Raw genomic sequence first — 14,818 nt, 5'->3', positions numbered from 1 at the left:
GATGGGGCTGAGTTTTAAATTCCAGATTCATTGACCAAAGGGCTTGCCACACGTCAGTTGACTGTTACAACAAAGCCACATCATGTCAGGCAAACTTACCTACAAAGAATCAGGAGTCGACACCCGCGAGGCAGCTGCGCTCGTAGGCGACATCGGGACACACGTTCGCCGCACTCAGCAGCAACGTAAACTACACGGTGCATTCGGCCTCTTCGCGGCTTGTTTTGACCTTAGTGAGTATAAACAACCAGTGATTGTTACTGGTTGTGACGGAGTTGGAACGAAGCTCGACATCCTACTCGACCAGAAGCAATACGGCATCGCTGGTAAAGATCTCGTGGCAATGAGCGTCAATGATATCATCACTACTGGTGGTGACCCGCTGATGTTCCTCGATTACATCGGTATTGCAGCTCTCGATAAGGTGATGATCACTGAGTTGATCGCTGGCATGTGTGACTATCTTGAAGACTGTGGTTGCATCCTCGCAGGTGGCGAAACGGCTGAAATGCCAGGTATCGTTCCTGAAGATGTGGTTGAGCTTGCAGGTTTTTGTATTGGTGCAGCTGAGAAGCCAGACCTCATTGATCCGACTCAACTGAAGGAGGGGGACGTACTCGTCGGCTATCCATCTGATGGACCTCATGCAAATGGCTGGAGCTTGATTCGCCGCGTGCTTGCTGAGAATCCTGACCTCTTTACACAAGAAGAACTGACTGAGCTCCTAGCTCCTACTCGCTTATACCACGATGTGGTGGCGGATGTACGCAAAACTGGTGTTACACCAAAAGCTTACGCGCACATCACTGGTGGTGGACTTCCTGAAAACATTGAGCGTATTTTCCAAGGTTTGGGTGCTGATCTTGAAATTCCATTCTGGGATAACAAGCCGATGCGCAAACTGTTTGAATACGTGGATGCGGAAGATAAGTTCCACACCTTCAATATGGGTATCGGCTGGGTAGCTATTGTGGCACCTGAAGATGTTGACAAGATCCTTGCAGCTGGCCCAGGTGGCTCAGTTATTGGAACAGTTGTTTCTCAAGAAGGCGTGCGTGTTGTTGAGAAATCAGCATAAAACGTCACTGTAATTTTTTACTCACCCAGGAAAAGGCGCTAGAAGCAATTTCCTGGGTGTTTTATTCCATACCGAACACACTATCACACAGTATTTATGAGTGACCCTTTGACACATGAGTGCGGCATCGCCGTCGTTCGCCTACGTAAGCCACTTAGCTATTACATGGAGAAGTACGGCACTCCACTATGGGGCTTGAATAAGCTTTTCCTCCTCATGGAGAAGCAACGTAATCGCGGGCAGGACGGCGTAGGCATTGGCTCATGTAAGCTCAATGTCCCTCTCGGCCAGCCTTACATCTTTCGTCGCCGAAGCGTGCAGAACGATTCTCTTTCCATGATTTTCACTAAAGAGATGAAAACTTTCAATAAGTTGGCTCGAAAGGGCATTATTGATCCGAATTCTGCAGAAAGCGTCAAAACGGATTACGACTTCGCTGGCGAGATCCTCATGGGTCACCTTCGTTACGGGACTTCTGGTCGCTTTGATGAAGGTTCATGTCACCCTTATCTCCGCCGTAGCAATTGGCCAACCCGCACGCTTATGGTGCAGGGTAACTTCAATATGACCAATGCGGGTGAGCTTAATCGCACGATGATTAATCGTGGCCAGCATCCAGTTTTCGGTACTGATACTCAGACTGTTCTTGAGGAGATTGGTTTCCATCTAGATGAGGCTCATACAGACCTCTACCATGAACTTCGCGATAGCGGGATGGAGGGGAAAGAAATTCCAGCTCACATCTCTGAGCGACTCGACCTACATAAGGTAATTTCAGAATCTGCCCATGACTGGGATGGCGGCTATGCTATTTGTGGTGCTGTTGGTAATGGCGACATGTTCGTTATGCGTGATCCACGTGGTATTCGTCCATGTTCCTACTATATCGATGATGAGGTGATTGCATTCTCTTCCGAGCGTGTGCCTCTGATGACTGTTTTTGAAGCAGACAAAGAGCAGATTAAAGAGCTCGAGCCAGGTACGTGCACGATCGTGACGCATAATGGCGAAGTTAGTAATCAGCGTTTCCATGAAGAAAAAGAGCAAAAGCCTTGTTCCTTCGAGCGCATTTACTTCTCTCGCGGTAATGATCCAGATATCTACCGTGAGCGTAAGGCTATGGGCGCAGCTCTTGTCGATCAGGTAGTGAAGTCAATGGGTGGGGATTTTGAGAATTCCGTCTTCTCCTTCATTCCGAACACGGCTGAAACTGCATACTATGGTCTGATGGATGGTCTTCGTCTTTTCCGACGTCAGCAGGTGCGTGCAGAACTTCTTGATGCGCTTCAGGCTGGGACGCTGGATGCGAGTATGCTGGATGATGTGATTCTCAAGAATTGGCCAGCTGCAGAGAAGGTGACGCAGAAGGATATTAAAATGCGCACATTCATCTCTCAGGAGAAAGGTCGTGCTCAACTCGTTTCTCATGTTTACGATATAGCGTACGGCGTAGTGAAGAAAGACGATGTGCTCGTGATGCTCGACGACTCAATCGTTCGCGGTACAACCTTGAAGCAGTCGATTCTTAAAATTCTTGCTCGTACTAACCCGCGCAAGATAGTGGTTTGCTCTACCGCGCCACAGATCCGCTATCCGGACTGTTATGGTATAGATATGTCTGAGCTCGGTAAATTTATCGCATTCAATGCTGCAGTATCACTGCACAAAAAGAATGGTAACGAAGCGATTTTTAAAGAGGTTTACCAGGCGTGTCAGGAAGAGCTTAAGAAGCCACAAGATGAGCGGATCAATCAAGTGAAGCGCATCTATTCTGACTTCACCGTGGAAGAGGTTTCCGCAGAAGTAAGTAAATTGGTCTACCCTGAAGATGTCGAGTGGGATGGCGACGTGGAAATCATTTTCCAGACTATCGAGAATCTTCATGCATCAATCAAAGGTGACTGTGGAGATTGGTACTTCACTGGGAATTTCCCGACAGCGGGTGGAATGGCTACAGTAAATGCTGCCTACATCAACTGGTTTGATGGTAAGACTGGTCGTGGTTACGAGATATAAGCGAATTTCATTCGAGAGGTTTTCAGTTCTGATTTGGTAGTGAAAATCATCAGGCTGCTGAAATTCTAGATTTAGAAGAGCATCTGCGTAAGCGATGCTCTTTTTTGTATCTTGGATCGTGCTAGAAAATCCTTGCTCGTGTGAGAAAAATCAGTAGTTTGCAAGTCCATCGCTCTCCGGGTGATCGCTGTTGCAGCCTTCGGGTTAGTAGCAGAGGAAAGTCCGGACACCGTAGGGCAACGCGCCTCTTGAAGAAGGAGGGATGCTGGGTTTAAGCTCAGTAGACGGACAGTGCAGCAGAGAGTAGACCGCCGATGGATCTTAGGATCACAGGTAAGGGTGAAAGGGTGGAGTAAGAGACCACCGCGCAGCTGGTGACAGCTGTGGCACGGTAAACCCCGCGTGGTGCAAGACACAACAGAGGAAGGGTGCCCACCCGACTAGAATTCTCGGGTAATAGTCGCACGACAGCTTCGGCTGCGTCTGGTTTCGGCCAGGAGACAAATGATCACCCAGCTCTTTCGGGAGTGGACAGAATCCGGCTTATAGGAGAGCGATGGAACTTTTCTATGCTATTAAGGAGGGGTGTAGCGGGTAGCTAGTTCTGGGCTTGTTAGATGTCTCACTAGTTGCTAGCGTTTTTCTTATGCGCATGCTGTTTACACCACTTGTTTTTCTAGGAGTTATCTCTTGTGTTCCTGCTGAAGATGTTTCTGTCGTGAAAAGTGCTGAATCTGAGTATAAGGCGCCTCAGCCGGATGTGTATGCTTTTGTGCATGCTCATGACGATCATTGGCATAGTCATCACACACGTGAAAATCATAGGCATCCTGACCATCAATGGGATGTGCTTGAGGAGGTGACGGTGGGTGAGGCGGCTGTCGAGGAGCCTACAGTGGAGAATCTATGATCCCTACTTTAGCTGAGACGATGGGTTCGAATGAAGTGCTGTGTCTGCAGATCGTAGGAGGTGTTGGCGTAGTAATGCTGGCGATGTGGTTTATCGTAGCAATACGTGCCAATGAGAAGAGAGTGACTTGGAAGAAAATGCTGGGCGTGTTCTCGCATTCAAAGGTTGAGGGGCGAGATCTCGGAGCCCATGGCTTGCCGAGCACCTACCGTTGCCGGGATACCGCTATCTTCCGCTCGTGCGTTACACTTTTACAGTGAATGCTAGAGAGTACACTGGGAGTAATGTCCGTATACGCTCTCAAGGGGTACAGCGACAGAAATTGGCTGAAAAGCGTGCTGCCAAGTATCCTGTGGGATCGACGATTAAACACATCTATAATCCCGAGAACCCAGCAGAGTCGGAAGAGGTGAGATAAAAAAAGCGCACCCAATAAATCAGGTGCGCTTAAATATTTACTTTCAGCTCGAGGCTGAGAGTTCCTTATGCTTCAGCTGTAGCAACTTCTTCAACTTCAGCAGTCGCAGGTGCGTCAACCCACTCGATTTGTGCCATAGGAGCGGAGTCGCTCTGGCGTGCGCCGAGTTTCGTGATGCGGCAGTAACCACCTGGGCGGTCAGCTGCTGCTGGTGCGATTGCTTCGAAGAGCGCTTTAACTGCGTCTTTCTGCTGGAGGAATGCAACAGCTTGACGGCGAGCGTGAAGGTCACCGCGCTTGCCAAGAGTTACCATTTTCTCTGCAACTGGGCGGAGAGCTTTGGCTTTAGCTAGTGTGGTGCGGATCTTGCCGTGCTGGATAAGGCTGCATGTAAGGTTCGCGAGGAGTGAGCGGCGGTGTGCTGCGTCACGCTGCAATTTTACGGTCTTGCGTCTTTTTCTCATCTTGGTTATTCGTCGTTAAGGTTCTGCGCGATGAGGTCAGCGAGACCCACCGGTGCTTCTTCTTCTACTCCGAGACGCGGGATAGCCACGGATGGCATAGGCCCTGTCAGGAGTGAAGGATCAAAGGACATGCCAAGACCGAGACCGAGCTCGACGAGTTTGTCCTTAATTTCGTTGAGAGATTTCTTACCGAAGTTACGGTATTTGAGCATCTCAGCTTCAGTTTTCATGGCAAGCTGGCCAACGGAAGTGATGTTCGCGTTGTTGAGGCAGTTTGCTGCACGAACGGAGAGTTCAATCTCGTTCACGCTCATGTTAAGAAGCTTCTTAAGTGCTGCATTTTCTTCGCTCTGTTCTGGTTGAGCAGATTCGAATTCCACTGCGTCGTCATCGTAGTTAACGAAGGCGTCGAGGTGGTGGCGAAGGATTGCAGATGCTTGAAGTAGTGCGTCTGGTGGTGTGATACGACCGTCAGTCCATACGTCGAGTAGGAGCTTGTCGTAATCAGTCATTTGACCAACACGAGTTTGGCCAACTGAGTATTTCACACGAGTAACAGGTGAGAAAATAGAGTCGATCGCGATCACGCCGATAGGCATGTCAGGACGCTTGTTTTCGTCGCCAGTGTTAAAGCCGCGGCCTACTTTGATTTCAAATTCGCAGTCGAACTTAGTTTTGCGGTCAAGAGTACAGATGATCTGGTCCTTGTTAACGACTTCGTAGATGTTGTCATCTTGGATGTCACCAGCTGTAATAACGCCTTCTTTCTCCACTTGGAGTTTAAGGACACGTGGCTCTTTTGCGTGATGCTTGAATTTCACCTTTTTGAGGTTGAGGATGATGTCAGTGACATCTTCAACAACACCAGCGAGGCTGGAGAATTCGTGCTGAACACCTGCGATACGCACAGATGTGATTGCAGCACCCTCAAGAGAGGAGAGGAGTACGCGGCGGAGTGAGTTACCAATAGTGTGGCCAAATCCACGCTCGAATGGCTCGGCGGTGAATTGTGCGAATGTATCGGTCTCAGTGTCCTCGTCTTTGATGACGCGGTTTGGCAATTCGAAGCGGTCGAGAAGGATGGCCTTCTTTTCCTCTTTGCTTAGTTCTTCAGTATTTGTCGTTTCTTCTGACATGTGTCTAGTAAGTGAGTTGGGTTACCCTCTAGCGAGTGTTGAGCATTATCTGAAAGATAAAGCCATAGAGGACCTACAACCTGTGGACATTCTCGCGGGACGCGGAATTAAGTGTATTCCATCCTAGAATGCAATAGTTATTTTCAGCGTGGCTCAATTAATGTGAATAAGTACTCTGAAGCGAGTTAAAAACCTCCTTTTTGAACGCTTTAGGGAAGTGGTTGCATGGCACAAAGGTGGATTGCAAACGTGGTAGGTGTAGTATAGCTAGGTACTATGCTGACGACGATGGATGAAATCGAAGAACGTTTAGAGTTTGAAAGCCCACAATTCGCACATGCACTTTTTGCTAATGAGCCTAGAGAGCTAACTTATTTGTGGGAGCGACTTGGAGTGAAGGTCGTGGCCCGAGAGGGCTGGATTTTACTACGTGGCAGTAATGATGGTGTTGAGCGCGCAAAAAGGGCGATCATTGACTTAGAGGAAGCGCGTCGCTCGGGCTCTGATATTTCTGCAAAAGATTTCCGCACTGCAATCGATGTGGCTGCTGAAGATGGAAAGACCGGGATAGCGCAACTAGGTAAAATGAAGTTACTCGCTACCAATGGGCGTAAGCCTGTAGTGCCTCGCACACCACAACAGATGGCATATATCCAGTCTATGACGCAGAACGATGTGGTTTTCGGGCTAGGACCAGCAGGTACAGGAAAGACGTATTTAGCTATGGCTATGGGGTTGAGCTTATTAAAAGCGAAAAAAATTAATCGGATCGTTCTCACTCGTCCCGCAGTGGAGGCTGGGGAGTCGCTGGGATTCTTACCTGGTGATTTGCAGGAAAAAGTCGCACCATATCTACGACCGCTTTATGATGCGATGTATGACATGCTAGACGCCGAAACAGGCAAACGTTACATGGAGGATGGCACTATCGAGATTGCGCCGCTGGCCTACATGCGTGGCCGCACCTTAGCAAATTCTTTTGTAATTCTAGATGAGGCTCAGAATACGACCCCCGAGCAGCTTTTCATGCTGTTGACTCGAATAGGCGAAGGTAGTCAATGCGTGGTGACTGGTGACGGTTCTCAGGTTGATCTCAAAAAGGGGCAAATGTCTGGATTGGTGGAAGCTGAACATGCTCTAAAGGAGGTAGAGAGTGTGGACTTTGTTCGCTTTACTGGATCGGATGTCGTTCGTCACCCAGTCGTTGCGCGCATTATTGCGGCTTACGAAACTTTTCGGGAGTGAATAGGCTCTTACTGAAGTGTGTTATTTAGCGTATGATATGGATTGTATGTATTTATTGTACGCTATTAATCATTCAATGGAGTAAACCTTATAGAGAGCATGTATCGTATTGAGGCTACGGTTGCTTTATGTGACTTAGTCTAAGAGAAGGCTTTTCGATCTTTTTAATATATTTGTGGTAATGCGTAAACTCACCTAAGTGGGACATAATGACTCTAACAGCGTGAATTTGTAGATTGCATTGTGACAAATGAACGGATAGAGCTGAGTCTGTGAAAGCGCCTCATGCTTTTTCGTATATTAATAGCCAACAATACTCGTGGGATTATTCGATATCATTAAACGAAGACAGCTTACTCAAAAAGGGATGTCTTCAGGCAAAAAGCGCCGAACACAAGGCGAGCGTGCGGCGGTTGCCTCAATGGATCGCAGTGTTTCCTGTCGTATATTGCTATATTTGATCTTTCTGATCGTGAGTAGTATTCTCGTGTTTTCTACCGCGAGTGCGTCTGAGCGTGTTCTTTCTGCATTGAACGCAGTATTTGTGAATGTGTTGATGGCTTCAGGGCTGATTGTGTTGTTTGATATGCAGCACCAACATCGCGTTCGTAATGGGCGAGTGGTCTTAGTGTTTGGCTCTATATTGATCCATCTTGTTATTCTCTATTTTGTCGCAGCCATTGTACCCACAATAGGTAATGCAGGATACATTCCTTTACTTCTTCCGTATGCCTTGGCTCCCTTGGTAAATTCCGTATTGCTCGGGCGCCTGAGCGGGATGTTTACGACTTATGTGGTGACGTTACTTGGAGCACTCTTGGTTCCAAGTGCTATTACGATGCAATATATGGTGGTGAGTTTGATCACTGGTATTACGGTAGTAATATTCACTAAGCAGGTTCGCCGACGTGGTGCTCTTCTTCGTGCAGGCTTCTACGCTGGTGTGATAGTGATGGTTCTTGGAGTGCTTTTTGAATTTATTCAATGGCCTGAGAATGCAGCAGGCATTCAAGTGATGGCCAAGCAAATGCTAGGCTCTCTAGGTGTAAGTCTTCTCATAACGATGATAGTTAGTGGTGTTCTCCCAGCTCTAGAAAGCATGTTCGGTCTTACTACAGACATTAGTTGGTTAGAGATGAGTGACCTCAACCACAAGTTACTTCGCAAGATGCAGATCGAAGCTCCTGGCACCTTCCACCATAGCTTGATCGTAGCGTCGCTAGCCGAAGCCGCCGCCGAGGAGGTGGGGGCAAATGCCACGCTTTGTCGTGTCTGTGCGTATTTCCATGATATTGGAAAACTAAAAAAACCTACCTATTTTATTGAGAACCAAGGTGAGGAAAATCCGCATGACAGTCTCACCCCAAGCATGTCAGCTTTAGTCATTATTGCTCACTCAAAAGATGGGGTGGACCTTGCGATTAAGCATAAGCTCAACCCAATGATTGTGGATGTCATCCGTGAGCACCATGGTGACTCGCTGGTTTATTATTTCTATCACAAGGCTCGCGAAATGCGAAATGCGGCGCAGGCGAAGGCGGATGAAGGGCTCATTAATTCAGAAGATGTCCCGGAAGTAGACGAGAAGAACTTCCGCTACGCTGGTCCTCGTCCACGTACGCCTGAGAGTGGTATTATCAGTCTAGCTGACTGTGTCGAAAGTGCATCACGCACATTGACTAAACCAACTCCGTCGAAGATCGAAGCACTGGTCAACGACATCGTTAATAAAAGGATAGCGGAAGGCCAAATGGATGATTGCGGTCTCACACTGAGTGATCTCAAAAAAATCCGTATAAGTTTTGCGAAGACGATTCGCAGCATTCTACATAGTCGCATCAACTATCCAAAAGAAGAGGACCGTAAGAACGATGCTGAATTGCGAGCTGCTGGCCGCCCGTCCACACTGCAACGCAAGGTGGAGGATGCAGTTGAGAAACGTAAGTCAGGTAAGTTGACAGTTAAGCCAACGCAGGTGGTGAAACAAACCGCTAAAAAATCTGCTCCTGAATCAGCCTAGTTCTATGGTTGAAGTCTATAATAATCAGGGTGTTATCGCGATTTCTGACGCGCTGATTGAAAAATGGCAGGCTGCAGCGAATCTCGCATTTCCTATGGCTCTGGCAAATCCGGCACACGGTGGCGGGCCTCTGCCTGAGTTGGATCTTGTCGAAATTAGCATTGTGGACGATCCGACGATCGATCAAGTTCATCGCGATTTCATGGATATTCCTGGGGCGACAGACGTGATCACCTTCGCCCACGGTGAAATTGTGATCAGTGCAGAGACAGCACAGAGTTATGGTGCTGAGTATGGAAATGCCTTTGAACGTGAGCTGATGTTATACCTCATTCATGGTTTGCTGCATCTCTCAGGTCACGAGGATACGGATCCGGCTGAACGGGCGGCGATGGAAAAGGTACAGTTTGAGATTCTTGAAGCTGTCTGGTGCTGAGTATACAGATTTAGTGGAACCTCTGTGACAGTGTGGTTACATTTTAAGTTTTTCGTTGATAATGAGCCAGTTTTAACTGACAGGACGTGTGCCGACAATAATCTTATTTAACTTTAAAAGTTGGCACCCCTTATGCTTCATCATAAATCGACATGAATAATTATATCAGCACATTGAAATCCCCCGTAACAGGAGCTGCCTTAGGAATGTTTTCCCTCATTTCCCCCCTTTGTGGAGCCACGCTTCTCTCCTCTTATACACTTGATAATGACATCACCAATGATGGCTTGAGTGAGCCTGAGGCTCCTTCATTTGTAGCATCAGGACTTACAGCAGGAAATGCCATTCCAGACGGTGAGGCTATTCGCGCTTCACAAGCGCTTGGGCTCTTTTACGGAGAAGGAGTAGGCGGAACTGGAAATACTAGTACCGTTCAACTTAATCTTGCAGCTGCAGTAGCCTCTGGTGACTTCTTAAGCTTTGATCTTACAACAGATGCAAGTACCGGAGTGTCTTTCGATTCTCTTATCGTGGATGTGATCGGAAACGCTGGCACGCACCTAGCTTTGTTCTCAAGCCAAGATTCCTTTGGTACTGTGATCGAAGATATAGACACCAGTTCTTTTTTGACCGAAGGTGATACTATTACTTACGACCTATCCGCACTCGCATCACTTGGAACTTCGGAAACTATCACCTTCCGTCTAGTTGCTTATGATACAGTTTCTGGCGAAATTGCGAGAATTGGTCAGAATGGTGATCTTTCACTCTACGGCGAATTTGTTCCTACTGTGGTTGCAGTACCAGAACCATCATCAGCTCTACTTCTTGGGCTCGGCGGCCTTGGCCTAATTGCACGACGTAAGCGTGCCTAATTCTAGTTTACTAGGATCTTAAACTTTTTAAAACCCGCTTGTCTCTGACAGCGGGTTTTTTTTACCCTAGGTTGAGACTGTATATCTTAACTGAGCAGGAGGTGGCTCGATCCCCCATGAAGTCTTTTCATCCCAATAGGCCTTGCAAAACTAACGATTAGTAGAGAGCTTGCTTTTGACATGACGACCTCATAGTGAGTTCTCATTTAAAAGAGACATAATCTCGCGTCATTTAACTAGGCTTGTCATATGGACGAATTTCTTCTGTCGCGCATTCAATTTGCAGCGAACATCACTTTTCACATCCTGTTTCCAACGATCACAATATCTCTCGGGTGGATGTTGTTCTTTTTTAAGCTTCGCTTTAGACAGACGGAAGATCCGAAATGGATGGAGCTGTACTTCTATTTCACCAAAGTGTTCGCACTGACCTTTAGTTTGGGGGTGGTAACAGGGGTGACGATGTCTTTCCAGTTCGGAACGAATTGGCCGGGCTTCATGAATACTGTCGGTAATATTGCGGGGCCGCTGTTAGCTTACGAAATACTCACGGCATTTTTTATGGAAGCTACTTTCCTCGGGATCATGCTGTATGCATTTCGTCGCGTGCCTCAATGGTTCCACACACTGGCTACATTCTTGGTAGCTTTAGGAACGACTTTTTCCGCGTTTTGGATCTTGGCGCTCAATAGCTGGATGCATACTCCTGATGGCTTTGTCATGATCGACGGAGTCGCGCATGCTGAAAATTGGTGGAAGATTATTTTTAATCCCTCAATGCCCTATAGATTTACTCACACGCTTTTGGCATCTGTGCTCACAGCGGCATTTCTCATTGCTGGTCTGCTAGGGTATCGTTGGTTGCGAGGTGATCGCTCAGCCGCTGTACGCACAGGAATGAAGTGTGCTCTGGTGCTTGCTGCTATAGTAGCTCCGCTACAGGGGCTTGCTGGAGATTTCCACGGCGTAAATACGCGAGAGTATCAACCTGCCAAAATTGCAGCGATGGAAGCACATTGGGAGAGTGGCAAGGGGATACCTTTGTTATTGTTTGCCATTCCTGATGAGGAAAAGAAAGAGAACGACGTCGAGATCGGGATTCCAAAATTGGGGAGTCTTATTATCACACGTGACCCGGATGGCTATGTTCAGGGCTTGAATGATTTCGGCGATTTACACCCTAGAGTAGCTCCTGTGTTTTGGAGTTTCAGAGTCATGATCGGTGTCGGAATGCTTATGATCGGCGTTGCTTTTCTCGGAATGTTTTTTCATTTTAAGAAAATGGAATACCCGAGGATCTATGTCAGAGTGCTCTGTTGGATGACATTTTCAGGATGGGTAGGTACTATTGCTGGCTGGTATGTCACTGAGATGGGGAGGCAGCCATGGCTAGTCCAGGGAGTGCTCTTATCTAAAGATGCTGTAGCAGATTTACCACCAGCGCATGTGGCTTTGTCTCTGACTGCTTATCTTCTAACTTACTGCATATTGATGGTAGCGTACGTGGCCACACTTTTTTATATGGCACGTGTAGAAACTAAGAAAACTCTAGGTGAAGTATGATTGAGCAATTTATTGAAAGTGGCGATTGGCTCCCATTCGCCTTTGCCTTTTTGATCGGTGTATCAATGCTGCTGTACGCTATTCTAGATGGCTACGACCTCGGTGTTGGAATTCTTTCGCTACAGGTGAAGGGGGAAGATAAAGAGAAGATGATTAGTTCAATCGGACCTTTCTGGGATGCCAATGAGACTTGGTTAGTGATGGGCGTGGGATTGCTCTTGGTCGCTTTTCCTACGGCACACGGTGTGGTTTTGACCAACTTGTATATCCCAGTGACCGTGATGATACTGAGTCTCGTCTTTCGTGGCGTTTCTTATGATTTCCGTAAGAAAGTGGCTCCAGAGAAGAAGGGGAAATGGAATACATCATTCTTCGTGAGCTCGCTGCTTGTAGCTCTAACCCAGGGGTATATGGTGGGCAGGTTTGTCATTGGTTTTAAGACCGGTCTTCTCAGTGAGTTTTTCTCGATGTCGTTCGGCTTTATTGTGACAGCAGGTTACGTGCTGATGGGCTCCACTTGGTTGATTCTGAAATGTGAAGGGGAGCTTCAGAAACGCGCGCTCGTGTGGGCTCGCATCGCTTTATGGTTCATGGTTCTTGGAGCTATCATGAGTAGTCTAGCTGCGGTTTTCCTCGATACGCGGATCTATGATCGGATGTTTTCGTTTCCTGAACTCACTCTACTGATCATTATGCCTGTGATGTCGATGATTCTGACAGTGCTTATGCATATCATCTGTCGTGTGCTCCCGCTAGAAAACGATAAGCTTTCATGGCTTCCCTTCGTGATTTCCATGTTCATCTTTGTCTTTGGTGGAATCGGTCTAGTTTACAGTTTTTATCCCTACATCATTCCTGGTCATTTGAAGATCACGGATGCTGCGGCGTCTCGTGAGTCTTTATGGATCATTTTAGTGGGGACTCTCGTAGTATTTCCATTTTTAATGGGCTACACGGCATTGGCGTATCGTATTTTCAAAGGCAAAGTGAAGCTGCTGACTTACGATTGATTTTCGCTAGTTTGTAGCTGCCGTCTTGACTAATTTCTGGTGCTCACGCATGAGTGGTGCATGGCGCAATACGAGCTCGTTGATATCATTTTAACTTTGGAGAGATCCGAGGATGAAAACGCACGCAAAAAGGCAATCTGTAAAAAGTTGCACGTGAAGCCTGAGCGTGTCCATGAGTTCCGGTTACAGAAGCATTCGATCGATGCGCGTAAGGCTCAGATCAAGGTGCAAATGCGGATGGAGGTCGGTATCGACGGACCACTTCCTGCATATGTCAAACCAGAGCCAATTTATACGAAACTCGGTGGAAACGAGAAGCAAATCGTGATCGTGGGTTGCGGCCCTGCTGGGATCTTCGCAGCGCTCCGCTGTATCGAACTCGGAGTGAAGCCAATCATTGTTGAGCGAGGCAAGGACGCTTCTGCCCGACGTTTCGATCTTGGTCCTATTATGAAAGAAGGACGAGTGATCGAAGACTCCAACTATTGCTTCGGCGAGGGCGGCGCGGGAACGTATTCCGATGGTAAGCTCTACACGCGAGCGACCAAACGAGGCCCAGTGCGCGATGTCTATGAAACCTTAGTAGCTCACGGTGCGCCTGAGCAGATCCTCACTGATGCGCATCCACACGTTGGTTCAAATTTGCTGCCTAATGTGGTAAAGGCGATGCGTCAGTCGATTCTCGATGCTGGTGGTGAAGTACACTTTCAAGCAAAGGTTGTTGATTTCATCCTCTCCGCTGACAAAAAGCAGATGCGTGGTGTTACTCTGGCTGATGGTCGTGAAATCACTGGCGAATCAGTTATTCTCGCAACGGGCCACAGTGCGCGCGACATCTACCAGCTTCTTGCAGCTAAAAAAATTCTGATGGAGCAAAAGCCATTCGCAGTTGGTATGCGGATCGAGCACCCACAGCCATTGATCGATTCTATTCAGTATTCTTACGAACGCGGGATCGAGCGTCCAAGAATTCTTCCTGCTGCGCGTTACCGCTTGGCGACTAAGATCGATGACCGCGGTGTTCACTCGTTCTGTATGTGCCCAGGTGGCTTCATTGTTCCTGCAGCGACAGAGAATGATGAAGTTGTGGTAAATGGCATGAGCCTTGCGCGACGCGATTCACCATTCGCGAACAGTGGAATGGTGGTCACAGTCGAACCTGAAGACACGATCGTTTTCCAGAAAGAGCACGGAATCTTAGCAGGCATCGCTTACCAAAAAGATCTTGAAATCAAAGCCTCCAAGGCGGGTGGCGGTATGCAGAAAGCACCGGGTCAGCGAGTGCAGGATTTCATCGATGGCAAGCTCTCAGACACTTTACCGAAGACGAGTTACTTTCCAGGTCTCACTTCGAGCAGGCTCGATGAAATTCTGCCGCACGATGTTTCCTATCGCATGAAGATCGGATTGAAAAAATTTGGTCAACAGATGAGAGGCTATGTCGGCGATGAAGCGAACTTGTTAGGTTTTGAGACCCGCACATCGAGCCCACTGCGCATTCCTCGTAAAGAAGAAACGCTGGAGCATCCAGAGATTGAGCATTTCATCCCATGCGGTGAAGGTGCTGGCTATGCTGGCGGTATTGTCTCGGCAGCACTCGATGGAGTGAAATGCGCAGAAGCGGCAGAAGCTCTCATTCATAAGTAA

At 47.8% G+C, this 14,818-nt stretch carries 14 protein-coding genes and 1 other RNA gene; 13 read left to right on the top strand and 2 right to left on the bottom strand.

The window, feature by feature from the left end:
- The first annotated feature begins 82 nt into the window (after positions 1 to 82).
- The 6 genes from purM (at position 83) to ACSHX2_RS12570 (ending at position 4,422) form a co-directional block, all read left to right on the top strand.
- The gene (gene purM / locus ACSHX2_RS12595; protein ID WP_435693303.1) at positions 83 to 1,078 is read left to right on the top strand and encodes a phosphoribosylformylglycinamidine cyclo-ligase; all 996 of its coding nucleotides are present in this window, start codon (positions 83 to 85) and stop codon (positions 1,076 to 1,078) included.
- A gap of 96 nt (positions 1,079 to 1,174) precedes the next feature.
- A complete protein-coding gene (locus ACSHX2_RS12590) occupies positions 1,175 to 3,094 on the top strand; it encodes an amidophosphoribosyltransferase (protein WP_435693302.1) in 1,920 nt (639 codons plus the stop codon).
- A gap of 168 nt (positions 3,095 to 3,262) precedes the next feature.
- An RNA gene (rnpB, locus tag ACSHX2_RS12585) (RNase P RNA component class A) lies at positions 3,263 to 3,656 on the top strand.
- Between the two features lie 84 nt (positions 3,657 to 3,740).
- Positions 3,741 to 4,004: a hypothetical protein gene (locus ACSHX2_RS12580; protein ID WP_435693301.1), complete on the top strand. Its 264-nt coding sequence runs from the start codon at positions 3,741 to 3,743 to the stop codon at positions 4,002 to 4,004.
- On the top strand, positions 4,001 to 4,264 hold the full coding sequence (locus ACSHX2_RS12575) for a hypothetical protein (protein WP_435693300.1): 264 nt from the start codon (positions 4,001 to 4,003) through the stop codon (positions 4,262 to 4,264). The genes ACSHX2_RS12580 and ACSHX2_RS12575 overlap by 4 nt, the downstream gene beginning before the upstream one ends.
- Positions 4,243 to 4,422 carry a DUF3592 domain-containing protein gene (locus tag ACSHX2_RS12570; RefSeq protein ID WP_435693299.1) on the top strand — a complete coding sequence of 60 codons (180 nt, stop codon included), beginning with the start codon at positions 4,243 to 4,245 and terminating at the stop codon, positions 4,420 to 4,422. The genes ACSHX2_RS12575 and ACSHX2_RS12570 overlap by 22 nt, the downstream gene beginning before the upstream one ends.
- Before the next feature lie 65 nt (positions 4,423 to 4,487).
- Here ACSHX2_RS12570 and rplQ read toward each other — a convergent pair whose 3' ends face one another.
- Both rplQ and ACSHX2_RS12560 read right to left on the bottom strand, forming a co-directional pair.
- Positions 4,488 to 4,886 (bottom strand): 50S ribosomal protein L17, encoded by a 399-nt coding sequence (gene rplQ, locus ACSHX2_RS12565; RefSeq protein WP_435693298.1) that lies wholly within the window; start codon positions 4,884 to 4,886, stop codon positions 4,488 to 4,490.
- Positions 4,887 to 4,891: 5 nt separating this feature from the next.
- Positions 4,892 to 6,022, bottom strand: a complete 1,131-nt coding sequence (locus ACSHX2_RS12560; protein WP_435693297.1) for a DNA-directed RNA polymerase subunit alpha — start codon at positions 6,020 to 6,022, stop codon at positions 4,892 to 4,894.
- Between the two features lie 276 nt (positions 6,023 to 6,298).
- On the opposite strand from ACSHX2_RS12560, the gene ACSHX2_RS12555 reads away from it, so the two are divergent.
- The 7 genes from ACSHX2_RS12555 to ACSHX2_RS12525 all read left to right on the top strand — a co-directional run bounded on the left by ACSHX2_RS12555 (position 6,299) and on the right by ACSHX2_RS12525 (position 14,818).
- Positions 6,299 to 7,267, top strand: coding sequence for a PhoH family protein (locus tag ACSHX2_RS12555; RefSeq protein ID WP_435693296.1), 969 nt, complete (start codon positions 6,299 to 6,301; stop codon positions 7,265 to 7,267).
- 367 nt (positions 7,268 to 7,634) lie between these two features.
- On the top strand, positions 7,635 to 9,287 hold the full coding sequence (locus ACSHX2_RS12550; protein ID WP_435693295.1) for an HDIG domain-containing metalloprotein: 1,653 nt from the start codon (positions 7,635 to 7,637) through the stop codon (positions 9,285 to 9,287).
- A 4-nt stretch (positions 9,288 to 9,291) separates the two neighbouring features.
- Positions 9,292 to 9,723: an rRNA maturation RNase YbeY gene (ybeY, locus tag ACSHX2_RS12545; protein WP_435693294.1), complete on the top strand. Its 432-nt coding sequence runs from the start codon at positions 9,292 to 9,294 to the stop codon at positions 9,721 to 9,723.
- Between the two features lie 152 nt (positions 9,724 to 9,875).
- Entirely contained in the window at positions 9,876 to 10,598 is a 723-nt protein-coding gene (locus tag ACSHX2_RS12540; RefSeq protein ID WP_435693293.1) for a PEP-CTERM sorting domain-containing protein, read from the top strand.
- A 249-nt stretch (positions 10,599 to 10,847) separates the two neighbouring features.
- On the top strand, positions 10,848 to 12,161 hold the full coding sequence (locus tag ACSHX2_RS12535; protein WP_435693292.1) for a cytochrome ubiquinol oxidase subunit I: 1,314 nt from the start codon (positions 10,848 to 10,850) through the stop codon (positions 12,159 to 12,161).
- On the top strand, positions 12,158 to 13,171 hold the full coding sequence (locus ACSHX2_RS12530; RefSeq protein WP_435693291.1) for a cytochrome d ubiquinol oxidase subunit II: 1,014 nt from the start codon (positions 12,158 to 12,160) through the stop codon (positions 13,169 to 13,171). The genes ACSHX2_RS12535 and ACSHX2_RS12530 overlap by 4 nt, the downstream gene beginning before the upstream one ends.
- A 60-nt stretch (positions 13,172 to 13,231) precedes the next feature.
- Positions 13,232 to 14,818: an NAD(P)/FAD-dependent oxidoreductase gene (locus ACSHX2_RS12525; RefSeq protein ID WP_435693290.1), complete on the top strand. Its 1,587-nt coding sequence runs from the start codon at positions 13,232 to 13,234 to the stop codon at positions 14,816 to 14,818.

Source organism: Rubritalea sp., assembly GCF_051252225.1.
Lineage (GTDB): Bacteria > Verrucomicrobiota > Verrucomicrobiia > Verrucomicrobiales > Akkermansiaceae > Rubritalea.
Note: the sequence above shows the minus strand (reverse complement) of the source record. Positions and strands in the feature narration are given on the sequence as shown.